The organism is Comamonas sp. GW821-FHT11H03 (genome assembly GCF_058807955.1).
In genome coordinates this window covers 850,203-869,374 of record NZ_JBXARF010000001.1, presented here as the reverse complement: position 1 = coordinate 869,374, position 19,172 = coordinate 850,203, and the positions used below count along the sequence as shown (strand labels likewise).

General features: G+C 61.6%; 19 protein-coding genes and 1 pseudogene. 12 read left to right on the top strand and 8 right to left on the bottom strand.

Annotated elements, in window-relative coordinates:
• Window positions 1-30: 30 nt before the first annotated feature.
• Window positions 31-1,998: a site-specific recombinase gene (locus AC1RTQ_RS04070; protein WP_492874438.1), complete on the bottom strand. Its 1,968-nt coding sequence runs from the start codon at window positions 1,996-1,998 to the stop codon at window positions 31-33.
• Window positions 1,999-2,018: 20 nt separating this feature from the next.
• Entirely contained in the window at window positions 2,019-2,426 is a 408-nt protein-coding gene (gene apaG / locus AC1RTQ_RS04065; RefSeq protein WP_492874436.1) for a Co2+/Mg2+ efflux protein ApaG, read from the bottom strand.
• 31 nt (window positions 2,427-2,457) lie between these two features.
• On the opposite strand from apaG, the gene rpe reads away from it, so the two are divergent.
• The 4 genes and pseudogenes from rpe to speE all read left to right on the top strand — a co-directional run bounded on the left by rpe (window position 2,458) and on the right by speE (window position 5,474).
• Entirely contained in the window at window positions 2,458-3,138 is a 681-nt protein-coding gene (gene rpe, locus AC1RTQ_RS04060) for a ribulose-phosphate 3-epimerase (protein ID WP_302088767.1), read from the top strand.
• 248 nt (window positions 3,139-3,386) lie between these two features.
• Window positions 3,387-4,070: a phosphoglycolate phosphatase gene (locus AC1RTQ_RS04055; RefSeq protein WP_302088768.1), complete on the top strand. Its 684-nt coding sequence runs from the start codon at window positions 3,387-3,389 to the stop codon at window positions 4,068-4,070.
• A gap of 81 nt (window positions 4,071-4,151) precedes the next feature.
• Window positions 4,152-4,559: pseudogene (locus AC1RTQ_RS04050) on the top strand (S-adenosylmethionine decarboxylase family protein); the annotation flags it as partial.
• A 63-nt stretch (window positions 4,560-4,622) separates the two neighbouring features.
• The gene (gene speE, locus AC1RTQ_RS04045; protein WP_492874518.1) at window positions 4,623-5,474 is read left to right on the top strand and encodes a polyamine aminopropyltransferase; all 852 of its coding nucleotides are present in this window, start codon (window positions 4,623-4,625) and stop codon (window positions 5,472-5,474) included.
• Window position 5,475: 1 nt separating this feature from the next.
• Here the strand turns inward: speE and AC1RTQ_RS04040 are convergent, their stop codons facing one another.
• Window positions 5,476-6,081 carry a chalcone isomerase family protein gene (locus tag AC1RTQ_RS04040; protein ID WP_492874433.1) on the bottom strand — a complete coding sequence of 202 codons (606 nt, stop codon included), beginning with the start codon at window positions 6,079-6,081 and terminating at the stop codon, window positions 5,476-5,478.
• A gap of 438 nt (window positions 6,082-6,519) precedes the next feature.
• Between AC1RTQ_RS04040 and trpE the strand changes: the two genes are divergently transcribed.
• From trpE to trpC, 6 genes are all read left to right on the top strand, one after another.
• Window positions 6,520-8,019 (top strand): anthranilate synthase component I, encoded by a 1,500-nt coding sequence (trpE, locus tag AC1RTQ_RS04035; protein ID WP_492874431.1) that lies wholly within the window; start codon window positions 6,520-6,522, stop codon window positions 8,017-8,019.
• Window positions 8,016-8,345, top strand: coding sequence for a chorismate mutase (locus AC1RTQ_RS04030; RefSeq protein ID WP_492874429.1), 330 nt, complete (start codon window positions 8,016-8,018; stop codon window positions 8,343-8,345). The genes trpE and AC1RTQ_RS04030 overlap by 4 nt, the downstream gene beginning before the upstream one ends.
• A gap of 4 nt (window positions 8,346-8,349) precedes the next feature.
• Window positions 8,350-8,931: an aminodeoxychorismate/anthranilate synthase component II gene (locus tag AC1RTQ_RS04025; RefSeq protein WP_492874427.1), complete on the top strand. Its 582-nt coding sequence runs from the start codon at window positions 8,350-8,352 to the stop codon at window positions 8,929-8,931.
• A gap of 111 nt (window positions 8,932-9,042) precedes the next feature.
• The gene (gene trpD / locus AC1RTQ_RS04020; RefSeq protein ID WP_492874517.1) at window positions 9,043-10,086 is read left to right on the top strand and encodes an anthranilate phosphoribosyltransferase; all 1,044 of its coding nucleotides are present in this window, start codon (window positions 9,043-9,045) and stop codon (window positions 10,084-10,086) included.
• On the top strand, window positions 10,083-10,244 hold the full coding sequence (locus tag AC1RTQ_RS04015; protein WP_302088774.1) for a hypothetical protein: 162 nt from the start codon (window positions 10,083-10,085) through the stop codon (window positions 10,242-10,244). Before trpD ends, AC1RTQ_RS04015 begins: the two co-directional genes overlap by 4 nt.
• The gene (trpC, locus tag AC1RTQ_RS04010; RefSeq protein WP_492874425.1) at window positions 10,237-11,037 is read left to right on the top strand and encodes an indole-3-glycerol phosphate synthase TrpC; all 801 of its coding nucleotides are present in this window, start codon (window positions 10,237-10,239) and stop codon (window positions 11,035-11,037) included. Before AC1RTQ_RS04015 ends, trpC begins: the two co-directional genes overlap by 8 nt.
• 21 nt (window positions 11,038-11,058) lie before the next feature.
• Here trpC and AC1RTQ_RS04005 read toward each other — a convergent pair whose 3' ends face one another.
• Window positions 11,059-11,463 (bottom strand): winged helix-turn-helix domain-containing protein, encoded by a 405-nt coding sequence (locus AC1RTQ_RS04005; RefSeq protein WP_492874423.1) that lies wholly within the window; start codon window positions 11,461-11,463, stop codon window positions 11,059-11,061.
• A 172-nt stretch (window positions 11,464-11,635) separates the two neighbouring features.
• Between AC1RTQ_RS04005 and AC1RTQ_RS04000 the strand changes: the two genes are divergently transcribed.
• Window positions 11,636-12,373: a uracil-DNA glycosylase gene (locus AC1RTQ_RS04000; protein ID WP_302088777.1), complete on the top strand. Its 738-nt coding sequence runs from the start codon at window positions 11,636-11,638 to the stop codon at window positions 12,371-12,373.
• Window positions 12,374-12,393: 20 nt separating this feature from the next.
• On the opposite strand, the gene AC1RTQ_RS03995 is transcribed toward AC1RTQ_RS04000, so the two are convergent.
• The 4 genes from AC1RTQ_RS03995 to AC1RTQ_RS03980 form a co-directional block, all read right to left on the bottom strand.
• Window positions 12,394-13,299, bottom strand: a complete 906-nt coding sequence (locus AC1RTQ_RS03995) for a DMT family transporter (protein WP_492874516.1) — start codon at window positions 13,297-13,299, stop codon at window positions 12,394-12,396.
• A 125-nt stretch (window positions 13,300-13,424) separates the two neighbouring features.
• Entirely contained in the window at window positions 13,425-14,150 is a 726-nt protein-coding gene (locus AC1RTQ_RS03990) for a Wzz/FepE/Etk N-terminal domain-containing protein (RefSeq protein WP_492874421.1), read from the bottom strand.
• A gap of 212 nt (window positions 14,151-14,362) precedes the next feature.
• On the bottom strand, window positions 14,363-15,451 hold the full coding sequence (gene queA, locus AC1RTQ_RS03985) for a tRNA preQ1(34) S-adenosylmethionine ribosyltransferase-isomerase QueA (protein ID WP_304351810.1): 1,089 nt from the start codon (window positions 15,449-15,451) through the stop codon (window positions 14,363-14,365).
• An 87-nt stretch (window positions 15,452-15,538) separates the two neighbouring features.
• Window positions 15,539-16,750, bottom strand: a complete 1,212-nt coding sequence (locus AC1RTQ_RS03980; RefSeq protein WP_492874419.1) for an HD-GYP domain-containing protein — start codon at window positions 16,748-16,750, stop codon at window positions 15,539-15,541.
• 148 nt (window positions 16,751-16,898) lie between these two features.
• On the opposite strand from AC1RTQ_RS03980, the gene recG reads away from it, so the two are divergent.
• Window positions 16,899-19,082, top strand: coding sequence for an ATP-dependent DNA helicase RecG (gene recG, locus AC1RTQ_RS03975; protein WP_492874417.1), 2,184 nt, complete (start codon window positions 16,899-16,901; stop codon window positions 19,080-19,082).
• Window positions 19,083-19,172 lie beyond the last annotated feature (90 nt).

Below are 19,172 nucleotides of genomic sequence, written 5' to 3'. Positions count from 1 at the left end.
GGTGGGCCGCTGGTTGGCGGCGGTTAAAGGTCAAGGCCAGAAAAAGCTCAGCGGCCTGCGCCAGAAACGCTGGCGTATGGCCTTGTAGATGCGCGAACGGTCCACACCGCTGACGTTATGGGCACGCAGGGCGACACGGAACGCCAGGTAGAAGCTCACCCCCACATTCAGCGCCGCATTGAAGGGCAGCATGGCCACGGCCCACCACAGCAGATTGTCATGCAGCACTTCCCAGCCCAGCGATGCCACGGCCACGCCGATCTGGCCCGTGGACAGGGTGACGTGGCGCACTTCCAGTCCCAGGCCGAAGAAGGCCGCAAATGCAGGCACCAGGCCCAGCATGAAACCCAGCGAGATATTGGACGCCAGGCTGGAGACATTCTTGCGCAAGAAGCTTGCCCAGCGATCCGCGCGGCCCGTGCCCAGAAAGCGTGTGATGCGCGGGTTGTAGCGAATCACCGAATCGATATTGCGCAGCACAAACCAGTTTTCCGCACCGCCGGCAATCAGGCTGCTGACAAACAGCAGCACGCCGGTAAAGGCGGCGAAGAGCACGGACGGCCCCAGCAGACTCAGCGAGTCCAGCACCTGGCGCGCATGCGGGGTGCTGAGCGCCTGATGACCGACAAGATAGGCATAGCCCAGCGACAGCAGCAACGCCCCGGGGAAGACGATGAGCACGTTGCCCAGAATGGCCGCCACCTGGGAGCGCACCAGATGGGCGACCTCATCGACGAACTCCTGGATGGATCCATCGCTTTGGATGTCCTTGAGCTTGGCAGCCATGGCCGGCGCCGTCATGGCCGGCTGCTTGGTGGCCACCGTGAAGTGCAGCATCTGGATCAGCACAAAGCTGATGGCGTAGTTGAAGCCCGCAGCCAGTCCCGACCAGAAGACGGACAGGCCCAGCGCATACAGCGCAAACTTGGCCAGCGTGGTGAAGGCCATCACCAAGCCGCCGCCTGCAGCCTTGGCCACCATCTTGCGGTATTCGCTGCCGTCGCGGGTGATGTAGTGCTCGCCGGTTTCGGCGCTGCGCTCGGCCACCTTGGCCGCCAGCAGCGATGAGTTGGTGGACATCAGCGCGCGCACGCTGCGCCGCTCTATGCCCACGGCCACGAGGTTGGAGAGCAGCTCGGACGTCTCGTAGGCACGGTCTTCTGCCAGCAGGCAATCGAGCAGGCGGCGAATGCGCAGAATGCGCGCACGCACCTGGCGCAGGCGGAAGATCAAGCCGACGGAAATGCCTTCGGCCTCGACGTAGGAGTAGACCGAGGACACGGCGGCGCGGCAGGCCTCAAGCCGCTCGCGCAACTGCGCTGCAGCGGCGTCGCGCCTGTCGGTGGTGCGCAGCGGCAGCATGACCTCCACGCGCAGGTTTTCCACATCGTGGATCAGCGCATGAAACGGCTTTTCCTCGCGTGCCTGCTCGCTCATGCGCAGGCGCAGCTCGGGGGCAAACCCGGTGGAGAGAATCTGGCCCGCGCAATAGGTGATGGCGTCCAGCAGGTTGCGCTCCCAGAAGCTCACGCCTTCTTCGAGCTGCTGCGGGGTCAGCAAGGTGGTGATGCGGGCCATGAGCTGGCTGTCCAGCGCATGCAGCCAGCGGGCGTCGAAACGCTCGGGAAAGACCAGCATGAACAGCTCGGAGGCATCCTCGGTCTCGGGCGTGCTGGGCAGCAGCTTGTAGCGCAGGCGCTCGGCCACTTCGCTGGCCATGGCCGTGCGTGGGGCAAAGCCGAAATCGGCCAGCAGGGCGGTGATGTCCACCGTCTCCATCAGCGTCTGGCTCCAGCGGCGCAGTCGGGCCAGAGCTTCGGGGTCGGCCTCGAAGGCCTCGACGATCTGTTTCACGCGCTGCACGGCGCCTTCGACAGAGGGCTCGGCTGCGCGTATCCATTCGGCCAGATGGATCAGCCACAGATGGCGTTGCGCAAGGCCTGCGCCGGGATCCAGGGAGGCCAGCAGGCCGGGCAGGTCAAGAGTGCTTTTCTTCATGCAAATGTGGGGTGGCTGCCTTAGTGCAGAACGCGTTTCTCGGGCATGGGCATGGGGTCCCCGGACTCATTCATCTGCAGCACGAAGAGCGGAACCTCGCATTCGAAGGTCTCGCCCTCGTGATTCACGCAGAGATAGCTGCCGCGCATGGTGCCCGTGGGCGTGCGCAGCTGGCAGCCGCTGCTGTACTCGAAGGATTCACCGGGCTGCAGCAGCGGCTGTCGGCCCACCACGCCCAGGCCCTTGACCTCTTCGACATGGCCCAGCTCGTTGGTGATGATCCAGTGCCGCGCAATCAGCTGCGCCGGCACCTCACCCGTGTTGGTGACGGTAATGGTGTAGGAAAACACATAGACGCCGGCGGCCGGGGCGGATTGCTCGGGCAGGTAGGCGGGCTGGACTTGAACCAGAAACTCATTCATTGGCATGAGCTAATGGTAACTGCGACAATTGCAATCCATGAGCCCCACCTACCGTATTGCCCCCTCCATCCTGTCAGCCGACTTCGCCCGTCTGGGTGAAGAAGTGCGTAATGTCATTGCGGCCGGCGCCGACTGGATCCACTTTGACGTGATGGACAACCATTACGTTCCCAATCTGACTTTCGGCCCCATGATCTGTCAGGCCCTGAAGCCCCATTCGGTCACACCCGATGGCAAGCCCGTGCCCATCGACGTGCATCTGATGGTGCAGCCTGTGGACGATCTCGCCACGGCTTTTGCCAAGGCAGGTGCAGACTACATCAGCTTTCACCCCGATGCGTCGCAGCATGTGCATCGCAGCGTGCAGAACATCAAGGCCCACGGCTGCAAGGCCGGTCTGGTGTTCAATCCCGCAGCGTCGCTGGAAGTGCTGGACTGGATGATCGAAGACATCGATCTGATCCTGCTGATGAGCGTGAACCCAGGCTTTGGTGGTCAAAGCTTTATTGACAGCACGCTGCGCAAGATCGAAAAGGCCCGCAAGTTGATCGATGCTTGTGGCAAGGACATCCGCCTGGAAGTGGATGGCGGCATCAAGGAAGCCAATATCCGCGCCGTGGCCGATGCCGGTGCCGACACCTTTGTGGCTGGCAGCGCCATCTTCGGCAAGCCCGATTACAAGGCTGTCATCGACACCATGCGCAAGAACCTCGCGTAACTCCCCCTGAGGCGCTTTGCCTGGGCGGCCCCGCGCCTTCCCCCTTTCTCTACGCGCTGCGCGCCATGGGAGAGGGGCGACACCTTCGCCTTGGCGGCCCCGCCGCGAGGCGGCTCTTGCTCGGTGCCCTGGTCTGCAACTGGCCTTTTTTGCCGTTGGATTCCTGTACCAGTCAATGTAGATATTTTTTATTTTTGGCTGCAGGCCCAATATTGAAAAGCGCATGCAGCTATTGAATTGATAGTTGTATGAAGCTGACTCTGCCTGCACCCGCCCAAGCCCTCGAAATTGATGCCGTGATGGTCGACCTGGACGGCACCATGGTCAACACATTGGGCGATTTTGCCGAGGCGCTCAACCGCATGCTGGCCGATCTGCAATTGCCGGCCATAGCGCCGCAAATCATCGAGAACATGGTGGGCAAGGGCAGCGAGCATCTGATCCGCTCTGTGCTGGCGCATGTGGAGGCGCCGAACATTGATGCCCTGTATCCCCAGGCCTGGCAGCGTTACGAGCACCATTACCTGGCCATCAACGGCCAGTTTGCCGATGTCTATCCGGGCGTGGCCGAAGGTCTGCAGGCACTCCAGTCCCTGGGGCTGCGCATGGCCTGCCTGACCAACAAGCCTTTGTCCTTTGCCCAGCCCCTGCTGGCCGCCAAGGGACTGGACGGATTTTTCGACTGCGTGTTCGGTGGCGACTCCTTCCCGCGCAAAAAGCCCGACCCCATGCCGCTGGTCGAGACCTGCAAGGCTTTGGGCAGCGAGCCCGCGCGCACGCTGATGGTGGGTGACTCCAGCAACGATGCCCAGGCCGCCCATGCCGCAGGCTGCCCCGTGGTGCTGATGACCTACGGCTACAACCACGGCCAGCCCATCACGACTGTCAAGGCCAGGGCGCATCTGGATTCACTGGAGCAGCTTGTTGCGTGATGCGGTGTTTTTGTTCGCATATCTGGCATGAAAGAGTGCGAATAAGCATATTTGCTAGAGTCAGTCGCTTTGTCTGAATCCATGCCGGCTCCTGCATCACTGTGCGGTCGGCAGAGAACAAAGGGGGACTCGCACCACATGCACGGACTGCACCTGACTGCCGACCTTTACCAATGCACAGGCCATGAGCGCTACATGCTCGATGCTGACGCCATCGCCGGGCTTTGCCGCGACCAGACTGCAGCCAGCGGCCTGACCCTGGTGGATGACACCTGGGTGAAGTTTCCGCCCTATGAAGGCCAGCCCGGGGGGGTGACGGGTACGGTGCTGCTGGCGGAGTCCCATCTGGCCATACATACCTGGCCCGAGACGGACAGTGTCACCATCGACGTCTATGTGTGCAATTTTTCCGAGGACAACTCGGAAAAGGCTCGACGCCTGATGGACGGCGTGATCCAGGCCTATGCTCCCGGGCAGGTGCTGCGCCAGCAATTGATGCGCGGCGACATCGGCATGGCGCAGCCGGCAGACCATGGCGTGGACCCTGCACCCATGTCCGAATCCGGCTGGGCCACGGAGCAGCTCACGCCCCATGCCCGCTTTGGCTATCGCGCCGCAGTGCTGCAGACTCAGCAGACCCCGTATCAGAAGCTGGAGCTGTTGCAGACGCCGCAGTTCGGCAAGGTGCTGCGTCTGGATGATTGCTTCATGACCTCCGAGGGCGAGGAGTTTTTCTATCACGAGGCTCTGGTGCACCCGGCCGCCATGGCCCACCCCGCGCCGCGCAAGGCCTTGATTCTGGGGGGAGGAGATGGCGGAGCCGCCGAGGAGCTGCTCAAGCACCCGAGCATCGAGCGCGTGGTGCTGGCCGAGCTGGACGAGGCCGTGGTGCAGTTCTCGCGCCAGCATCTGCAAGCCGTGCATCGCGGCGCGCTCGATGATGACCGTGTTGAGGTCCGCATAGGCGACGGTCTGGCCTTGATGGAGGCAACCGATGAGCGCTTCGATCTGGCACTCATGGATTTGACCGACCCTGACACGCCTGCCAGCGCCCTGTATGCACCGGCCTCGCTGGCACGCATGAAGCGTGTGCTGGCACCGGGCGGCGCGCTGGTGCTGCATCTGGGCAGCCCCGTCTTCCACGGCGCGCAGGTGGCCGAGCTGGTGCGAAGCCTGCGTCAGCAGTTTGCCGTGGTGCGTTGCTACGGCCTCTATATTCCGCTTTACGGCGCTTACTGGGGACTGGCCGTGGCCTCCGATGAGCTCGATCCGCTGGAGCTGAAGGCGCCGCAACTGGCCGAGCGCCTCAAGCAGCGCAAGGTGCGGGATCTGCAGTACTACAACGAGCAGGTACACGGCGCGCTGTTTGCGCTGCCCAACTATTACCGCGAGCTGCTCAAGTGAGTCAGGGTGCCTCGCCCAGCAGCGCCTTCTTGAGCTGCTGATCGGCGGGCTTGGGGCCCAGCCAGATGCCCAGCAGGGCGTTGAAGAATTCGGGCTCCTTGAAGGCCTCGCCCTGTGGCTGGCCCTTGACGGTCACGATGGAGCCCTGGCCGGGCAGCCAGTCCACAGAGAAGTTCTCGCCTGCAAGCAGCTTTTTGTGCTGGGTGAAGATCTCGCTCATGCGCATCACCCCCGGAATCAGCTTGGAGAAGGCGGCCCGCTCCATATTGTCTTCCATGCCGCGTGAGAACAGCTTGCCCAGCTCGGCCGAGTCGATATCGCGCAGCATGGTCACGCTGATGCGCTTGGGCCCGGGCAGGGCGGCGATTTCCTGCAGGCTGCGCGCCGGCTTTTCCAGGTACAGGCCGGCGGTATAGACCTTGAACACGGCCTTGTAGCGGGTGCCTGCGCCGTTGAGCTGCAGGGCCTGACCCTGCAACTGCAAGCTGGGTGCGTAGTTCACTCCATGCAACTTGACGGGTTCAGTCGGGCGCTCCTGAGCATGGGGGGCAAAGCTGGCGAGCGCAGCGGCCAGCAGCAAAGCCTGTGGCCAACGTAGGCTGGGCATGAATGTCTCCTCGTGTTGGTTGTTCCTGGCCGCTCTGCAGGTGGCCTTGAATTGCGAACGGTCGTGCATATTTGTGTCTGCCGGATTTCGTCGCAATAAGGACTGTCCCCAGCATGGGGCTTTGAGATGGGTCTTTCCCCGGGGATCTGGTTTGCGGAAAAATTCCGCAGTTCATGCGCTACACTGTCCGGCATCATGTTCATTCATCGCACGTTCAATGCAGGTTGTGGAGACCGGGGAGCCTGGCCCTGGCGTAAGCCTGCACATCTGAACTGCTGAAGCACCCGGCACGAGCCCGGCGTGCACCCCGCGGCCCCATGTATTGCATACTTCGGGCCAATTGGAATGAACCGGCGCATCCTCTCTTCAAACGCGTCATCTGCCCTGTAATCCAACCGTGCAGATGCACCATGCGCCATGACTCCCGGAGCTTCTGCCGTGATCACGGAACTGGAATTCAAATCACTTGCGGCCCAAGGCTATAACCGCATCCCGCTGTTGATCGAGGCCTTTGCCGACCTCGAAACCCCGCTGTCCCTCTATCTCAAGCTGGCCCATGCCAATGGCGACGGCAAGTACAGCTTCTTGCTGGAATCCGTGGTCGGCGGCGAGCGCTTCGGCCGCTACAGCTTCATCGGCCTGCCGGCACGCAGCTTTGTGCGCGCCTCGGGCTTTGGTGACCAGGCCAGGACCGAGGTGGTGACCGATGGCAAGGTGGTGGAGACGGCCGGCGGCAATCCGCTGGACTTCATTGCGGCCTATCAGCAGCGCTTCAAGGTGGCCGTCACACCTGGCATGCCGCGCTTCTGTGGCGGCCTGGCCGGCTATTTCGGCTATGACGCCGTGCGCTATATCGAGAAAAAGCTCGAAAACAGCTGCCCGCCCGACAGCCTGGGCACGCCCGACATCATGCTGCTGCAGTGCGAGGAAGTCGCCGTCATCGACAACCTCTCGGGCAAGCTCTATCTCATCGTCTATGCCAATCCCGGCGAGGCCGAGGCCTATACACGTGCCAAGAAGCGCCTGCGCCAGCTCAAGGACCAGCTGCGCTATTCCGTCAGCGCGCCGCAGATTCGTGCCGGCGAAAGCTATCCCGCAGAGCGCAGCTTCGACAAGCAGGACTATCTGGACGCCGTGCAAAAGGCCAAGGAGCTGATTGCGGCGGGCGACTTCATGCAGGTGCAGGTAGGCCAGCGCATTCACAAGCGTTTCACGGCCTCGCCGCTGTCGCTGTACCGCGCGCTGCGCTCGCTCAACCCCAGCCCCTATATGTACTTCTACCATTTCGGAGATTTCCATGTGGTGGGAGCCAGCCCGGAGATTCTGGTGCGCCAGGAGCGCACGCCCGATGGCCAGAAGGTTACGATTCGCCCCCTGGCCGGCACCCGTCCGCGCGGCAATACGGTGGAGGCCGACAAGGCCACCGAGCAGGAGCTGATCGCCGACCCCAAGGAGCGTGCCGAGCATGTGATGCTGATCGATCTGGCGCGCAACGATATCGGCCGCATTGCCAGGACCGGCAGCGTCAAGGTGACCGAGGCCTTTGCCGTGGAACGCTACAGCCATGTCATGCATATCGTGAGCAATGTGGAAGGCATCTTGCAGGACGGCATGGAGAACATGGATGTGTTCAAGGCTACCTTCCCCGCCGGCACGCTGACGGGCGCTCCCAAGGTGCATGCCATGGAAGTCATCGACCGGCTCGAGCCCAGCAAGCGCGGCATCTATGGCGGTGCCTGCGGCTATCTGAGCTTTGCCGGCGACATGGATCTGGCGATCGCGATCCGTACCGGCGTCATCAAGGACAACGTGCTCTATGTGCAGGCCGCTGCCGGCGTGGTGGCCGACTCCGTGCCCGAGCTGGAGTGGAGAGAGACCGAGCACAAGGCCCGCGCCTTGCTGCGCGCTGCAGAACTCGTTGAGGAAGGTCTGGAATGAGCCAAGCCATTGATCTGGTGCAGCACTGCACCACCATGGAAGATGTACGCCGCAATGTGAATGCGCTCGACGATGTGCTGGTGCCGCTGCTGGTCACGCGCATCGGCTATATGCAGCAGGCGGCGCGCATCAAGGGTGACATGGGCCAGGTGCGCGATGAGGCGCGCATCGAGGCCATCGTCAGCCGCGTGCGTGAGCGCACGGCGCAGGAGGGCGGCCAGCCCGATGTGATGGAGACCGTCTATCGCGCGCTGATGGAAGCCTGCATCGCCTACGAGCACCAGGAGTTTGCGCGCCTGCGTGAACCCAAGAAATCAGGGGAGTAAGACCATGAAACTGCTGATGGTCGATAACTACGACAGCTTTACCTACAACATCGTCCAGTACTTTGGCGAGCTGGGCGCAGAGGTGATCGTGGTGCGCAACGACGAAACCACGGTGGCCGAAGTCGAGGCGCTGATCGCGCGCGAAGGCATCGAGCGGCTGGTGATCTCGCCCGGGCCCTGCTCGCCCAACGAGGCGGGCATCTCGGTGGCGGCGATCCGGCATTTCGCGGGCAAGCTTCCGATTCTGGGCGTCTGCCTGGGTCACCAGAGCATTGGTGCGGCCTTTGGCGGCGACATCATCCGGGCGGGCCAGCAGATGCATGGCAAGACCAGCGTGATCAGCACCGACCAGAAGGGCGTGTTTGCCGACCTGCCCAGGCAGTTCACGGTCAACCGCTATCACTCTCTGGTCATAGACCAAAGCACGCTGCCCGAATGCCTTGAAATCACGGCGACCAGCGAAGATGGTGAAATCCAGGGGGTGCGCCACCGCGAGCTGGCCATCGAGGGTGTGCAGTTCCACCCGGAGAGCATTCTGACCGAGCATGGTCATGCCATGCTGAAGAACTTTCTCGACCAGAAATAACTGTTGATTTATTGATAGCTGTCAGCGCATGTCACTGCTTGATTTCAGAATGAAAACAATAGGAAATCGATTGCTGATAAGCGAAGACAGCTATTAAAAACATAGAGAGATATTGCAATGATCACTCCCCAGGAAGCGCTGCAGCGAACCATCGAGCATCGTGAAATCTTCCATGACGAAATGCTGCACCTGATGCGCATGATCATGCGCGGCGAGCTCTCGCCCGTGATGACGGCCTCCATCATCACCGGCCTGCGCGTGAAGAAGGAAACCATTGGCGAGATCTCGGCTGCGGCCGAGGTGATGCGCGAGTTCTCCAACAAGGTGAACGTGCATGACAAGAGGAATCTGGTCGATATCGTCGGCACCGGCGGCGACGGCGCCAACACCTTCAACATCTCGACCTGCTCGACCTTTGTGATTGCAGCGGCGGGCGGCAAGGTCAGCAAGCATGGCGGGCGCAGCGTCAGCAGCAAGTCGGGCAGCGCCGATGCCATGGAGGCGCTGGGCGTCAACATCAACCTCAACGCCGCGCAGATCGCCGATTGCATACGCGATGTGGGCATCGGTTTCATGTTTGCGCCTAACCATCATCCGGCCATGAAGAACGTGGCCCCCGTGCGCAAGGAGCTGGGCGTGCGCACCATCTTCAACATCCTGGGCCCGCTCACCAACCCGGCATCCGCCCCCAATATCCTGATGGGCGTGTTCCACGAAGACCTGGTCGGTATCCAGGTGCGTGCCCTGCAGCGCCTGGGCGCCGAGCATGCGCTGGTCGTCTACGGCCGCGATGGCCTGGACGAAATCAGTCTGGGTGCGGGCACGCTGGTCGGCGAGCTCAAGGACGGCGTGGTGCGCGAGTATGAAGTCCATCCCGAGGACTTCGGCCTGCGCATGGCGGGCACGCGCTCGCTCAAGGTCGAGAATCCCGAGGAGTCCAAAGCCATGCTGATGGGCGTGCTGCAGGGCGAGCCTGGCCCGGCACGCGATATCGTCTGTCTGAACTCCGGCGCTGCCCTGTATGCCGCCAATGTGGCCAGCTCGATCGAAGAGGGCCTGGAGCGTGCGCAGAAGGCCGTCGACAGCGGCGCGGCACTGGCCAAGCTCCAGGAGCTGGTGGCCTATTCGCAAAAGCTCGGCCAGACAGCGGCATGAGCCTGCTCGACGCGCCCATCTGGAGTGATGCCGGCACCTGGATCGTGCTGGGCATCTCCCTGCTGTTCATCGTGGTGGGCATAGGCATGCACCGCGTCATCGTGAAGGTCTTGCGCGCCCCTGCGGATGCCGCCACCAACAAGGAAAACCATGTCTGACATTCTCAAGAAAATCTGCGACGTCAAGGTCCAGGAAGTTGCTGCTGCCAAGAAGGCCGTGCCGTTTGCCGAGATGCGCCGCGATGCGCAAAGCCGTGTCTCCACGCGCGATTTTGTGGGAGCCATCCGTGCCAAGATCGCCAAGGGACAGGCCGGCGTGATCGCCGAAGTCAAGAAGGCCAGCCCCAGCAAGGGCGTGATCCGCCCCGACTTCGATCCTGCCGATATCGCCCAGAGCTATATGGTGGGCGACGGCAAGATCAGTGCGGCCTGCCTGTCGGTGCTGACCGATCGTCAGTTCTTCCAGGGGCAACCCGACTACCTCAAGCAGGCCCGCGCGAGCACGCTGCTGCCGGTGCTGCGCAAGGACTTCATGGTCGACCCCTATCAGATCTACGAATCGCGGGTGATGGGCGCTGACTGCGTGCTCTTGATCGCCGCCTGTCTGGACGATGCGCAGATGGCCGAGATGGAGCAGATTGCGCACAGCCTGGACATGGATGTGCTGGTGGAAGTGCATGACGCCGAGGAGCTGCAGCGCGCTCTCAAGCTCAAGACGCCGCTGGTGGGCATCAACAACCGCAATCTGCGCAGCTTCGAGGTCGATATCCAGACCACGATTGCGCTCAAGAAGGATGTGCCCGCCGACCGCCTGCTGGTGACCGAGTCCGGCATCCTGAGCCGCGACGATGTGAAGACCATGCGTGATGCCGGCATTGACGCCTTCCTGGTGGGAGAGGCCTTTATGCGTGCCCGCGAGCCGGGCGAGGCCCTGGCCGAGCTGTTTCAATAAAGGGCTGGCTCAGGTGCAGGTTCAGCGCAGAACCTGCACATCGGCATCCAGAAAATAACCGGCACCGCGCTTGGTCTTGAGCAGCGTGGGCGCGCGGCTCGATGCTTCGACCTTGCGGCGCAAGCGCAGCATCTGCACATCAATGGCACGGTCAAAAACATCGTCTTGGGCTTGCGTCAGATCCATGATCTGCTCACGGCTCATGATTTGCCTGGGACGTTTGAGCAGGGCCAGCAGCAGTGCGAACTCGCTCTTTGTGAGCCCCACCTCATGCCCGGCAGCGCTGATGAGGCTGCGCGAGCGCAGCCTCAACTCCCAGTCGGCAAACTTGAAGCCCTGTGGACTCAAAGAGAACGCAGGGCGGGTGCAGGAAAAGAAGGCCTGCACGGCAGAGGCTTGTGAGTGAGTGGCAGAAGATGTGTGCATGAATAACTCCTTGTGAGCCTGAGCCGCCAAGTGGTCAGCTATGTTGGAGTCGATTCTTTGCAAAATGTCAGAATGTGTCACTCACTGAAATCAGGTATTTTGAGCCTCGAAATAGGTGAGAACCCTTGAGGAAATCCTTCGAGGGGGCCGTGGAAGTTGAGAGAATCCACGCATGAACTTCACTAGCCAGAGCATGGGTGCTAACACCGCTGCGCCTACCCAGTTGATGAGTGCAGATCCACAGGACTGGCCTGTCTCGTCAGACTGGCAAGCCGTTGTCGAGCCTTTCTTTGCAGGGAGCACAGGTCAGAAGCTGCTGCAGTTTTTGCAGCAAAGACTGGATGCCGGCGCCGTGATCTTTCCCCCGGCTCCCTTGAGGGCTCTGGAGCTGACACCGCCCGAGGATGTGCGGGTCGTGATCCTGGGGCAGGACCCCTATCATGGTCGTGGGCAGGCCGAGGGCCTGGCATTTTCTGTCGCCCCCGGGGTGCGTGTGCCGCCATCGCTGCAGAACATCTTCAAGGAAATGCAACGCGAGCTGGGCACGCCGTTTCCTGCTTTTCCCCAGCCCGGTGGCAGCCTGGTGAGCTGGGCCCAGCGTGGCGTGCTGCTGCTCAACACCAGCCTGACGGTGGAAGAAGGGCAGGCCGCAAGCCATGCCAAAAAAGGCTGGGAAGAGCTGACCGATGCCATCATCCGACATGTCGCCGAGCAGGGGCGGCCCACGGTCTTCATGCTCTGGGGCTCGCACGCCCAGTCCAAGCGTGTGTTCATTCCTCAGGATCGTGGCCATCTGGTGCTGATGAGCAACCACCCTTCACCGCTATCGGCTTTGAGGCCTCCCGTGCCCTTTATCGGTAACGGACACTTCGGCAAGGCCAGGGAGTTCAAGCTCAGACACGGCTATTGAGATGGCCGGACTGGGCTGTCTCAGCGCTTTTCCCGGATCCCCTGCCAGACGCCCGTCAGGCCGCTGAGCGTCACCACCGCCATGCCGATCAGCGATGTGCTGTCGGGAAGCTGTCCGAAAAACAGCCAGCCCATCAGCATGGCAAAGCCGATCTGGCTGTAGAGAAAAGGCGCCACGGTTGCGGGCGTGGCGTGGGTGTATGCCTGCAGCAGCATCAGGTGGCCAATGCCGCTGCAAAGGCCCATCACCGTTGCCGCCGCGTAGATCTGCCACTGATCGATGGGCTGCCATACAAAGCCTATGACAGGAGTGGTCAGCAGCAAGGGCAGCCAGGTCGAGTAAAGCTGGGTGGTCGGAGGTGAATCCAGGCGCGAGAGGCGACTTCCGAGGACCTGGTAGGTGGTGCCCGATACCAGCAGACCCACCGGCCACAGGGCGGCCAGGCCCAAGGGCTGTCCATCGTTTTCCGGTCGGACGATGGCAATCACGGCTAGCAGACCGATCACCAGCAGCGACCAGCGGGCAAGGCTGACCTGTTCCTTGAAGAAGAGTGCCGATGCGACCACGATAAACAGCGGAGCTGCTGACCAGATGGCTGTGAAATTGGCCAAAGGCATGTTCTTTATGCAGAAAAAGGCGCAAACCGTAGTCAAAAGCCCTGAAACTGCCCGCAGAAGCTGAAACCTCAAGTTCCGGGTTCTCAGGGCCGAAAAGCCGTGCCGAGGCAAAACCAGCACGCTGGTGACCATGGCCTGGGCCATGAAGCGCAGCCACAGAACCATGAGAACCGGAAGCAGCGTGCCCGTGAATTTGGTGGCGCTATCCAGAATCGCAAAAAGCGCACAGGCGAATATGGTGAGCAGAACACCGCGGATGGAAGACTGCGCTGACGGGGAAAGTGTGGGAGATAGCCAGCGGGAGAGCATGTCCGTAGCGATTTGCGACAAGAGAGTCGCTGAATTCTAGGTGGATGAGGTTGTCGGCTCTGGTCGCGACGCCCATAAAAATGCCCGCACTGTTCGGTGCGGGCGCTGGATGAGGCGATGAAGATTTACCAGGGCATGGCGTTACGAATACGCGCAATTTTTTCGGCCTGCTCGGTCGAGGATTCCTTGGCGGTGCGCAGCGCTTGCCGGATGAACACAAAAAGCAGCAGGATGAAGCCGGTGCCCACAGCCGCACCCATGGCGAGCATGGACTTATTGGGCTTGATGGAGAGCTCGGGCAGGGTCGGCATCTGGATCACATCGTCATTGTCCAGACCTTCGAGGCGGCGCTCCATGTCAAGAGTCCCCTTTTGGCGAGTGCTGTTAGCGGTCAGCAGCTCGCCGTAGAGGCGGCTGGTCGCTTCGGTGACACTTTTGCCGGAGGAGAGATTGGCAGAAGTGTCATGCTCGAGCTTGAGTGACTCCTCCAGGCGCGTCTTTTCGGAGGTCAGTTGCACTTCCAGCTGCTTTTTTTCCATTCCGCGCGGCTTGCTCAGGGGAAACAAGGTGTCCAGCAGTGCCTGGTTGAGCTTTTGAGCCGCTTCAGGCGATTTGGCCTGCGTTGCAATATTCAGCAGCTTGTCCTGCTTGCCGACATTGACGGTGATGCGCTTGCTGAGCTTTTTATAGATCTCTTCCTTGGTCTGACCTTCGGTCAGTCCCGCAACGGGGGCAATCTGGTGCAGCACGTCTGCAGACATGGCCAGGCTGGCGGCCATGGAGGCGGTAAAGCTGGAGCCAGTACGCTCCACCTGAACCGATGAGCTGCTTTCATAGGTCTTGGGGATCACCAGACCGATGCTTCCAGTTTTCCGCGAGAGTGACCAATAGATCCAGCAGATCCAACTCTTCATCTTGTGAGGTTTGAACTTCCATTGATTTTTTCTAAATGAATAAGCACTTTGACAAAACGATGAAATCTACCACCAAGACAAGATTGGACCCAGTGTTTCTGTAACTCCTTATGCCAGCAGCCGACGCAGCGGCTCCAATGTGTTGCAGATCAGCGCTGGCGCTCCAGCAGCATGGAGTCTCCATAGCTGAAGAAGCGGTAATGCTGGGCAATCGCATGCTGGTACATGGCCATGATGTGCTCATAGCCCGCAAAAGCGCTGACCAGCATCATCAGCGTGCTTTTGGGCAGATGGAAGTTGGTGATCAGCATGTCGACCACCTGGTATTGAAACCCCGGGGTGATGAAGATGCTGGTGTCTCCGCTGATATTGCCGTACTTGGCCCAGGACTCCAGCGTGCGCACCGTGGTGGTGCCCACGGCAATGATGCGGCCGCCGCGCTGGCGGCAGCGCTCCATGGCGGCCAATGTGGGCAGGGGAATGTCATACCACTCGCTGTGCATGATGTGGTCGGCAAGGTTTTCGGTCTTGACGGGCTGGAAGGTGCCGGCACCTACATGCAAGGTGACGCTGGCGCGCTCCACGCCCTTGGCTTGCAGGGCGGCAAGCACGGTTTCGTCGAAATGCAGGGCGGCGGTCGGTGCGGCCACGGCGCCGGGGTGGGCCGCGAACACGGTCTGGTAGCGCTCGCTGTCTTCCTTTTCATCCGGGTCATGGTCGGCGTTTTGCTGGCGCTCGATATAAGGCGGCAGCGGCAAGTGGCCGAACTGCTCCAGCAATTCATAGGGCGACTCGCCCTGGTTGCCCTTGAAGGAAAGCTGGAACAGCGGCCCGTTCTCGTCCGGCCAGCGGCCCAGCAGCGTGGCTTCGAAACCGCCGTTCTTGAGGCCGCCGCAAAGATGGATCTTGGCTCCGGGCAAGGGCTTCTTGCTCACGCGCATATGGGCCACGACCTCGTTGTTCTGCAGCACACGCTCGACCAGCAGTTCGATCTTGCCGCCGCTGGCCTTTTCACCGAAGACACGTGCCTTGATGACCTTGGTGTCGTTGAAGACCAGCAGGTCGCCGGGCTGCAGCAGATCGGGCAGTTCGCGGAAGATGCGGTCGGTGGCAGGGAGGCTGCGGCCATCAAGCAGGCGCGAGGCGCTGCGAACGGCGGTGGGATGCTGGGCAATCAGGGATTCGGGCAGGTCGAAGTCGAAATCGCTGAGTGTGAATTCACGGGTGCAGGAAGACATGCGGTGCTTGAGGGCCGTACGAGGCCCGTTCCAAGTTCAATCAAACAAGTGGGCGATTGTCGCAAATCGCCATTAGGGCTGCCGGCTTCAGGGCTGAGCAGCGGCGGGGTTCCAGAGTTCGTTGAGATTCCTGAAGGGCCATTCGGCAGGGTCTTCGCGACCGACGATGCTGTCGTTGGCATGGGGACAAGCCAGGTCGAGAATCTCGGGCGTTATGCGGCGCTGCTGGCTGAGGCAGTAAAAGCGCCGCACTTTCGGGGTCAGCAAACAGGTTGGCGAGACATCCAGCACCACGGCAAGATGCTGCGACTGCAGTCGCACCAGCGAGCCCAGCGGGTAGATGCCCACTGTCTGGACAAACTGCTCGAAGATGGCTTTGTCGAAATGATGGGGCGCCCATTGCGCCATGCGCTGCAGCGCGATGGCCGGGTGCCAGCCTTGCTTGTAGGGGCGATCCGAGGTGATGGCGTCATAGACGTCGCAGACGGCCGTCATGCGCGCCATCAGACTGATGTCGTCCTGCTTCAGCCCGTCGGGGTAGCCCGTGCCGTCGACTTTTTCGTGGTGATGCAGACAGGCGTCGGTAACGGTGTCGTCCAGCCCCTGAGGCAACAGGAGTTCGTAGCCCCAGCGAGGGTGGGATTTCATGATGACCCATTCCTCGGCGTCCAGCGGCCCAGGCTTGTTGAGAACCTCGAGAGGCACTTTGCTCTTGCCGATGTCGTGCAGCAGGCCCGCGATACCGGCCAGATGCACCTGGTGTTCGTCCAGGCCCATGCGGTGCGCCAGCCCGATCATCAGGGCACACACCGCGATGCTGTGCATATAGGAGTAGTTGTCCGCAGTCTTCAGGCGTGCCAGGCTGATCAGGGCATGGGGGTTGCGCTTGATCGACTCGGCCATCTCGTCGACCAGCAGGCTTGAGGCCGGCAGGTCCAGCGGACGGCCCAGGCGAACGTCGTTGAACATGGTCTTGAGCACATCACGTGCCTGCCCGATGATCTGATGGGCCTGCTGCAACTCCACGCTGGTTCTGGTCAGCCGTGCCGGTGAGCACGGCACAGCGTCGTCGACTGGCGACTCGGAGACCTCTGCGGGCGTGATGTCGGGGGCAATGTCGGCCCCCCTGCTGGTGTCTATCCACACCTGGCGGATGGTGGTGGCAAGCAGACGCTCCAGGTCCCTGGGCTGATCGAGCAGGAGGCGGGGACGCAAAAAGGGATGCTCCATCCAAGAGCCGCAGAACTCGTGCACAAACATTCCCTGGCGAAGGTGCTCGACATCAACTCGCTTCAACATGAATTTCCACGGAAACACAAAGTAACAAGTTGAGGATGGTAGCGATTTTGACGTTGTTGCGCTGGAGGCAGTTGTTTGCAAACCTGAATATGCTGTATATACATACATTGCTTTCCTGGTCGCGGGGAGTGTAGTCAAGGAGTCTCAGTTGCCTGTGTCAAAAAAGCCTGTTGCCGAGCCAAAGTCTGCTGTCAAGCGCGCTGCCGCTCGTGAGAAAAAGGCAGGCACGGATTTGGATGCCGCTGCTAAAAAGACCGTCAGCCCTGCGCAGCAGGCCTTGCAGAAGATGGGGCTGACGCGCGATATCGATCTGGCTTTGCATCTGCCGCTGCGCTATGAGGACGAAACCCGCATCGTGCCGCTGAAGAACGCGCGCGATGGCGAAACGGTGCAGATCGAGGCCACGGTCACGCACAGCGAGGTGCAACTGCGCCCGCGGCGCATGCTCAAGGTCACCGTGGATGATGGCAGCAGCACTTGTCTGTTGACCTTCTTCAGTTTCTATCCGTCGCAGCAAAAGACCATGGCGCCCGGCGCGCGCCTGCGCATCCGCGGCGAGGTCAAGGGCGGCTTCTGGGGGCGGCAGATGATGCACCCCGCATTCCGGGTGGCGGGCGGAGAGCTGCCCACGGCGCTGACGCCTGTCTATCCCGCCACGGCCAGCCTCCCGCAGGCCTATCTGCGGCGGGCCATCGCCTCGGCGCTGCTGCGCGCAGACCTGTCCGAGACCCTGCCACCGGGGCAGTCACCTCCCATTGCGCAGTTCTATGGTCAGGATGGGATTCAACCCATATATGACTTGCGCAATGCGCTCACTTTTTTGCACCTCCCAACGCCCGATGTGGCTCTCGTCACGCTGGAGGACCATTCCCATCCGGCCTGGCAAAGGCTCAAGGCCGAAGAGCTGCTGGCTCAGCAGCTGTCCCAGTATGAAGCCAAGCGCGAGCGTGCCCGCTTGCGCGCGCCCGTGCTCAGGCCGCAGGCCGGCATGGCGGATTTGACGCAGCAGTTTCTCGCGCAGCTGCCGTTTGGCCTGACGGGGGCGCAGCAGCGCGTGGTGGGCGAAATTCGGGCCGATATGGAGCGCCGCATTCCCATGCACCGGCTGCTGCAGGGCGATGTGGGCTCGGGCAAGACGGTGGTGGCGGCCTTGTCTGCCGTGGCCTGTATCGAAGCCGGCTGGCAATGCGCCTTGATGGCGCCCACCGAGATTCTGGCCGAGCAGCATTTTGGCAAGCTGGTGGGCTGGCTGGAGCCGATTTTGGCGCCGCTGGGCAAAAAGGTCGCCTGGCTGGCCGGTGCCCAGAAAAAGAAGGAGCGCGCCGCGATGCTGGCGCTGGTGGCGAGCGGCGAAGCGGCGCTGGTCGTGGGCACCCATGCCGTGATTCAGGAGCAGGTGCAGTTCAAGAACCTGGCCCTGGCCGTGATCGACGAGCAGCACCGCTTTGGCGTGGCCCAGCGTCTGGCGCTGCGTCAAAAGCTGGCGGCCACGGGCATGGAGCCGCATCTGCTGATGATGAGCGCCACGCCGATTCCGCGCACGCTGGCCATGAGCTATTACGCCGACCTTGATGTCTCTACCATCGACGAGCTGCCGCCCGGGCGCACGCCCATCGTCACCAAGCTGATCTCGGACAGCCGCAAGGAGGAGGTGATCGAGCGCATCGGTGCCCAGGTTGCCAGCGGGCGCCAGGTCTACTGGGTCTGCCCGCTGATCGAGGAGAGCGAAGCGCTGGATCTGTCGAATGCCACGGCCACCCATGAATATTTGAGCGAAATGCTGCCCGGTGTCATGGTGGGTCTGCTGCACTCGCGCATGCCCACGGTCGAGAAAAAGGCCGTGATGGAGCTGTTTTCAGCCGGGGTCATGGGCGTGCTGGTGTCCACCACGGTGATCGAGGTGGGAGTGGATGTGCCCAATGCCTCGCTGATGGTCATCGAACACTCGGAGCGCTTCGGCCTCTCGCAGCTGCACCAGCTGCGCGGCCGTGTGGGGCGCGGTGCCGCAGCTTCGGCCTGCGTGCTGCTGTATTCGGTCAATGACAACGGGCGCTTGTCCGATACCGGCAAGGAGCGCCTGCGTGCCATGGCCGAGACCAATGACGGCTTCGAGATAGCGAGGCGGGATCTGGAGATTCGCGGACCGGGCGAGTTTCTTGGCGCCCGGCAGTCTGGCGCCCCCATGTTGCGCTTTGCCGATCTGGAGCAGGATGTGCTGCTGCTGGACTGGGCACGCGAGCTGGCACCGCTTATGCTTGAGCAGTTTCCTGCGCTGGCTGCACGCCATGTCAGCCGCTGGCTGGGTGGAAAGGCCGAGTATCTGAAGGCCTGAAATACCGAATCATGCGTTCGAAGACGTAAAAAGTTACGTTTTTGCAGGAATATATGTAATCTTTTGCCTTGGCAATTTGTGATTGAATGC

Excerpts from the sequence above, each read along its gene's own strand:
- AC1RTQ_RS04070 (WP_492874438.1), bottom strand. The coding sequence starts at position 1,998 with ATGAAGAAAAGCACTCTTGACCTGCCCGGCCTGCTGGCCTCCCTGGAT.
- apaG (WP_492874436.1), bottom strand. The coding sequence starts at position 2,426 with ATGCCAATGAATGAGTTTCTGGTTCAAGTCCAGCCCGCCTACCTGCCC.
- rpe (WP_302088767.1), top strand. The coding sequence starts at position 2,458 with ATGAGCCCCACCTACCGTATTGCCCCCTCCATCCTGTCAGCCGACTTC.
- AC1RTQ_RS04055 (WP_302088768.1), top strand. The coding sequence starts at position 3,387 with ATGAAGCTGACTCTGCCTGCACCCGCCCAAGCCCTCGAAATTGATGCC.
- speE (WP_492874518.1), top strand. The coding sequence starts at position 4,623 with ATGTCCGAATCCGGCTGGGCCACGGAGCAGCTCACGCCCCATGCCCGC.
- AC1RTQ_RS04040 (WP_492874433.1), bottom strand. The coding sequence starts at position 6,081 with ATGCCCAGCCTACGTTGGCCACAGGCTTTGCTGCTGGCCGCTGCGCTC.
- AC1RTQ_RS04030 (WP_492874429.1), top strand. The coding sequence starts at position 8,016 with ATGAGCCAAGCCATTGATCTGGTGCAGCACTGCACCACCATGGAAGAT.
- AC1RTQ_RS04025 (WP_492874427.1), top strand. The coding sequence starts at position 8,350 with ATGAAACTGCTGATGGTCGATAACTACGACAGCTTTACCTACAACATC.
- AC1RTQ_RS04015 (WP_302088774.1), top strand. The coding sequence starts at position 10,083 with ATGAGCCTGCTCGACGCGCCCATCTGGAGTGATGCCGGCACCTGGATC.
- trpC (WP_492874425.1), top strand. The coding sequence starts at position 10,237 with ATGTCTGACATTCTCAAGAAAATCTGCGACGTCAAGGTCCAGGAAGTT.
- AC1RTQ_RS04005 (WP_492874423.1), bottom strand. The coding sequence starts at position 11,463 with ATGCACACATCTTCTGCCACTCACTCACAAGCCTCTGCCGTGCAGGCC.
- AC1RTQ_RS04000 (WP_302088777.1), top strand. The coding sequence starts at position 11,636 with ATGAACTTCACTAGCCAGAGCATGGGTGCTAACACCGCTGCGCCTACC.
- AC1RTQ_RS03995 (WP_492874516.1), bottom strand. The coding sequence starts at position 13,299 with ATGCTCTCCCGCTGGCTATCTCCCACACTTTCCCCGTCAGCGCAGTCT.
- queA (WP_304351810.1), bottom strand. The coding sequence starts at position 15,451 with ATGTCTTCCTGCACCCGTGAATTCACACTCAGCGATTTCGACTTCGAC.
- AC1RTQ_RS03980 (WP_492874419.1), bottom strand. The coding sequence starts at position 16,750 with ATGTTGAAGCGAGTTGATGTCGAGCACCTTCGCCAGGGAATGTTTGTG.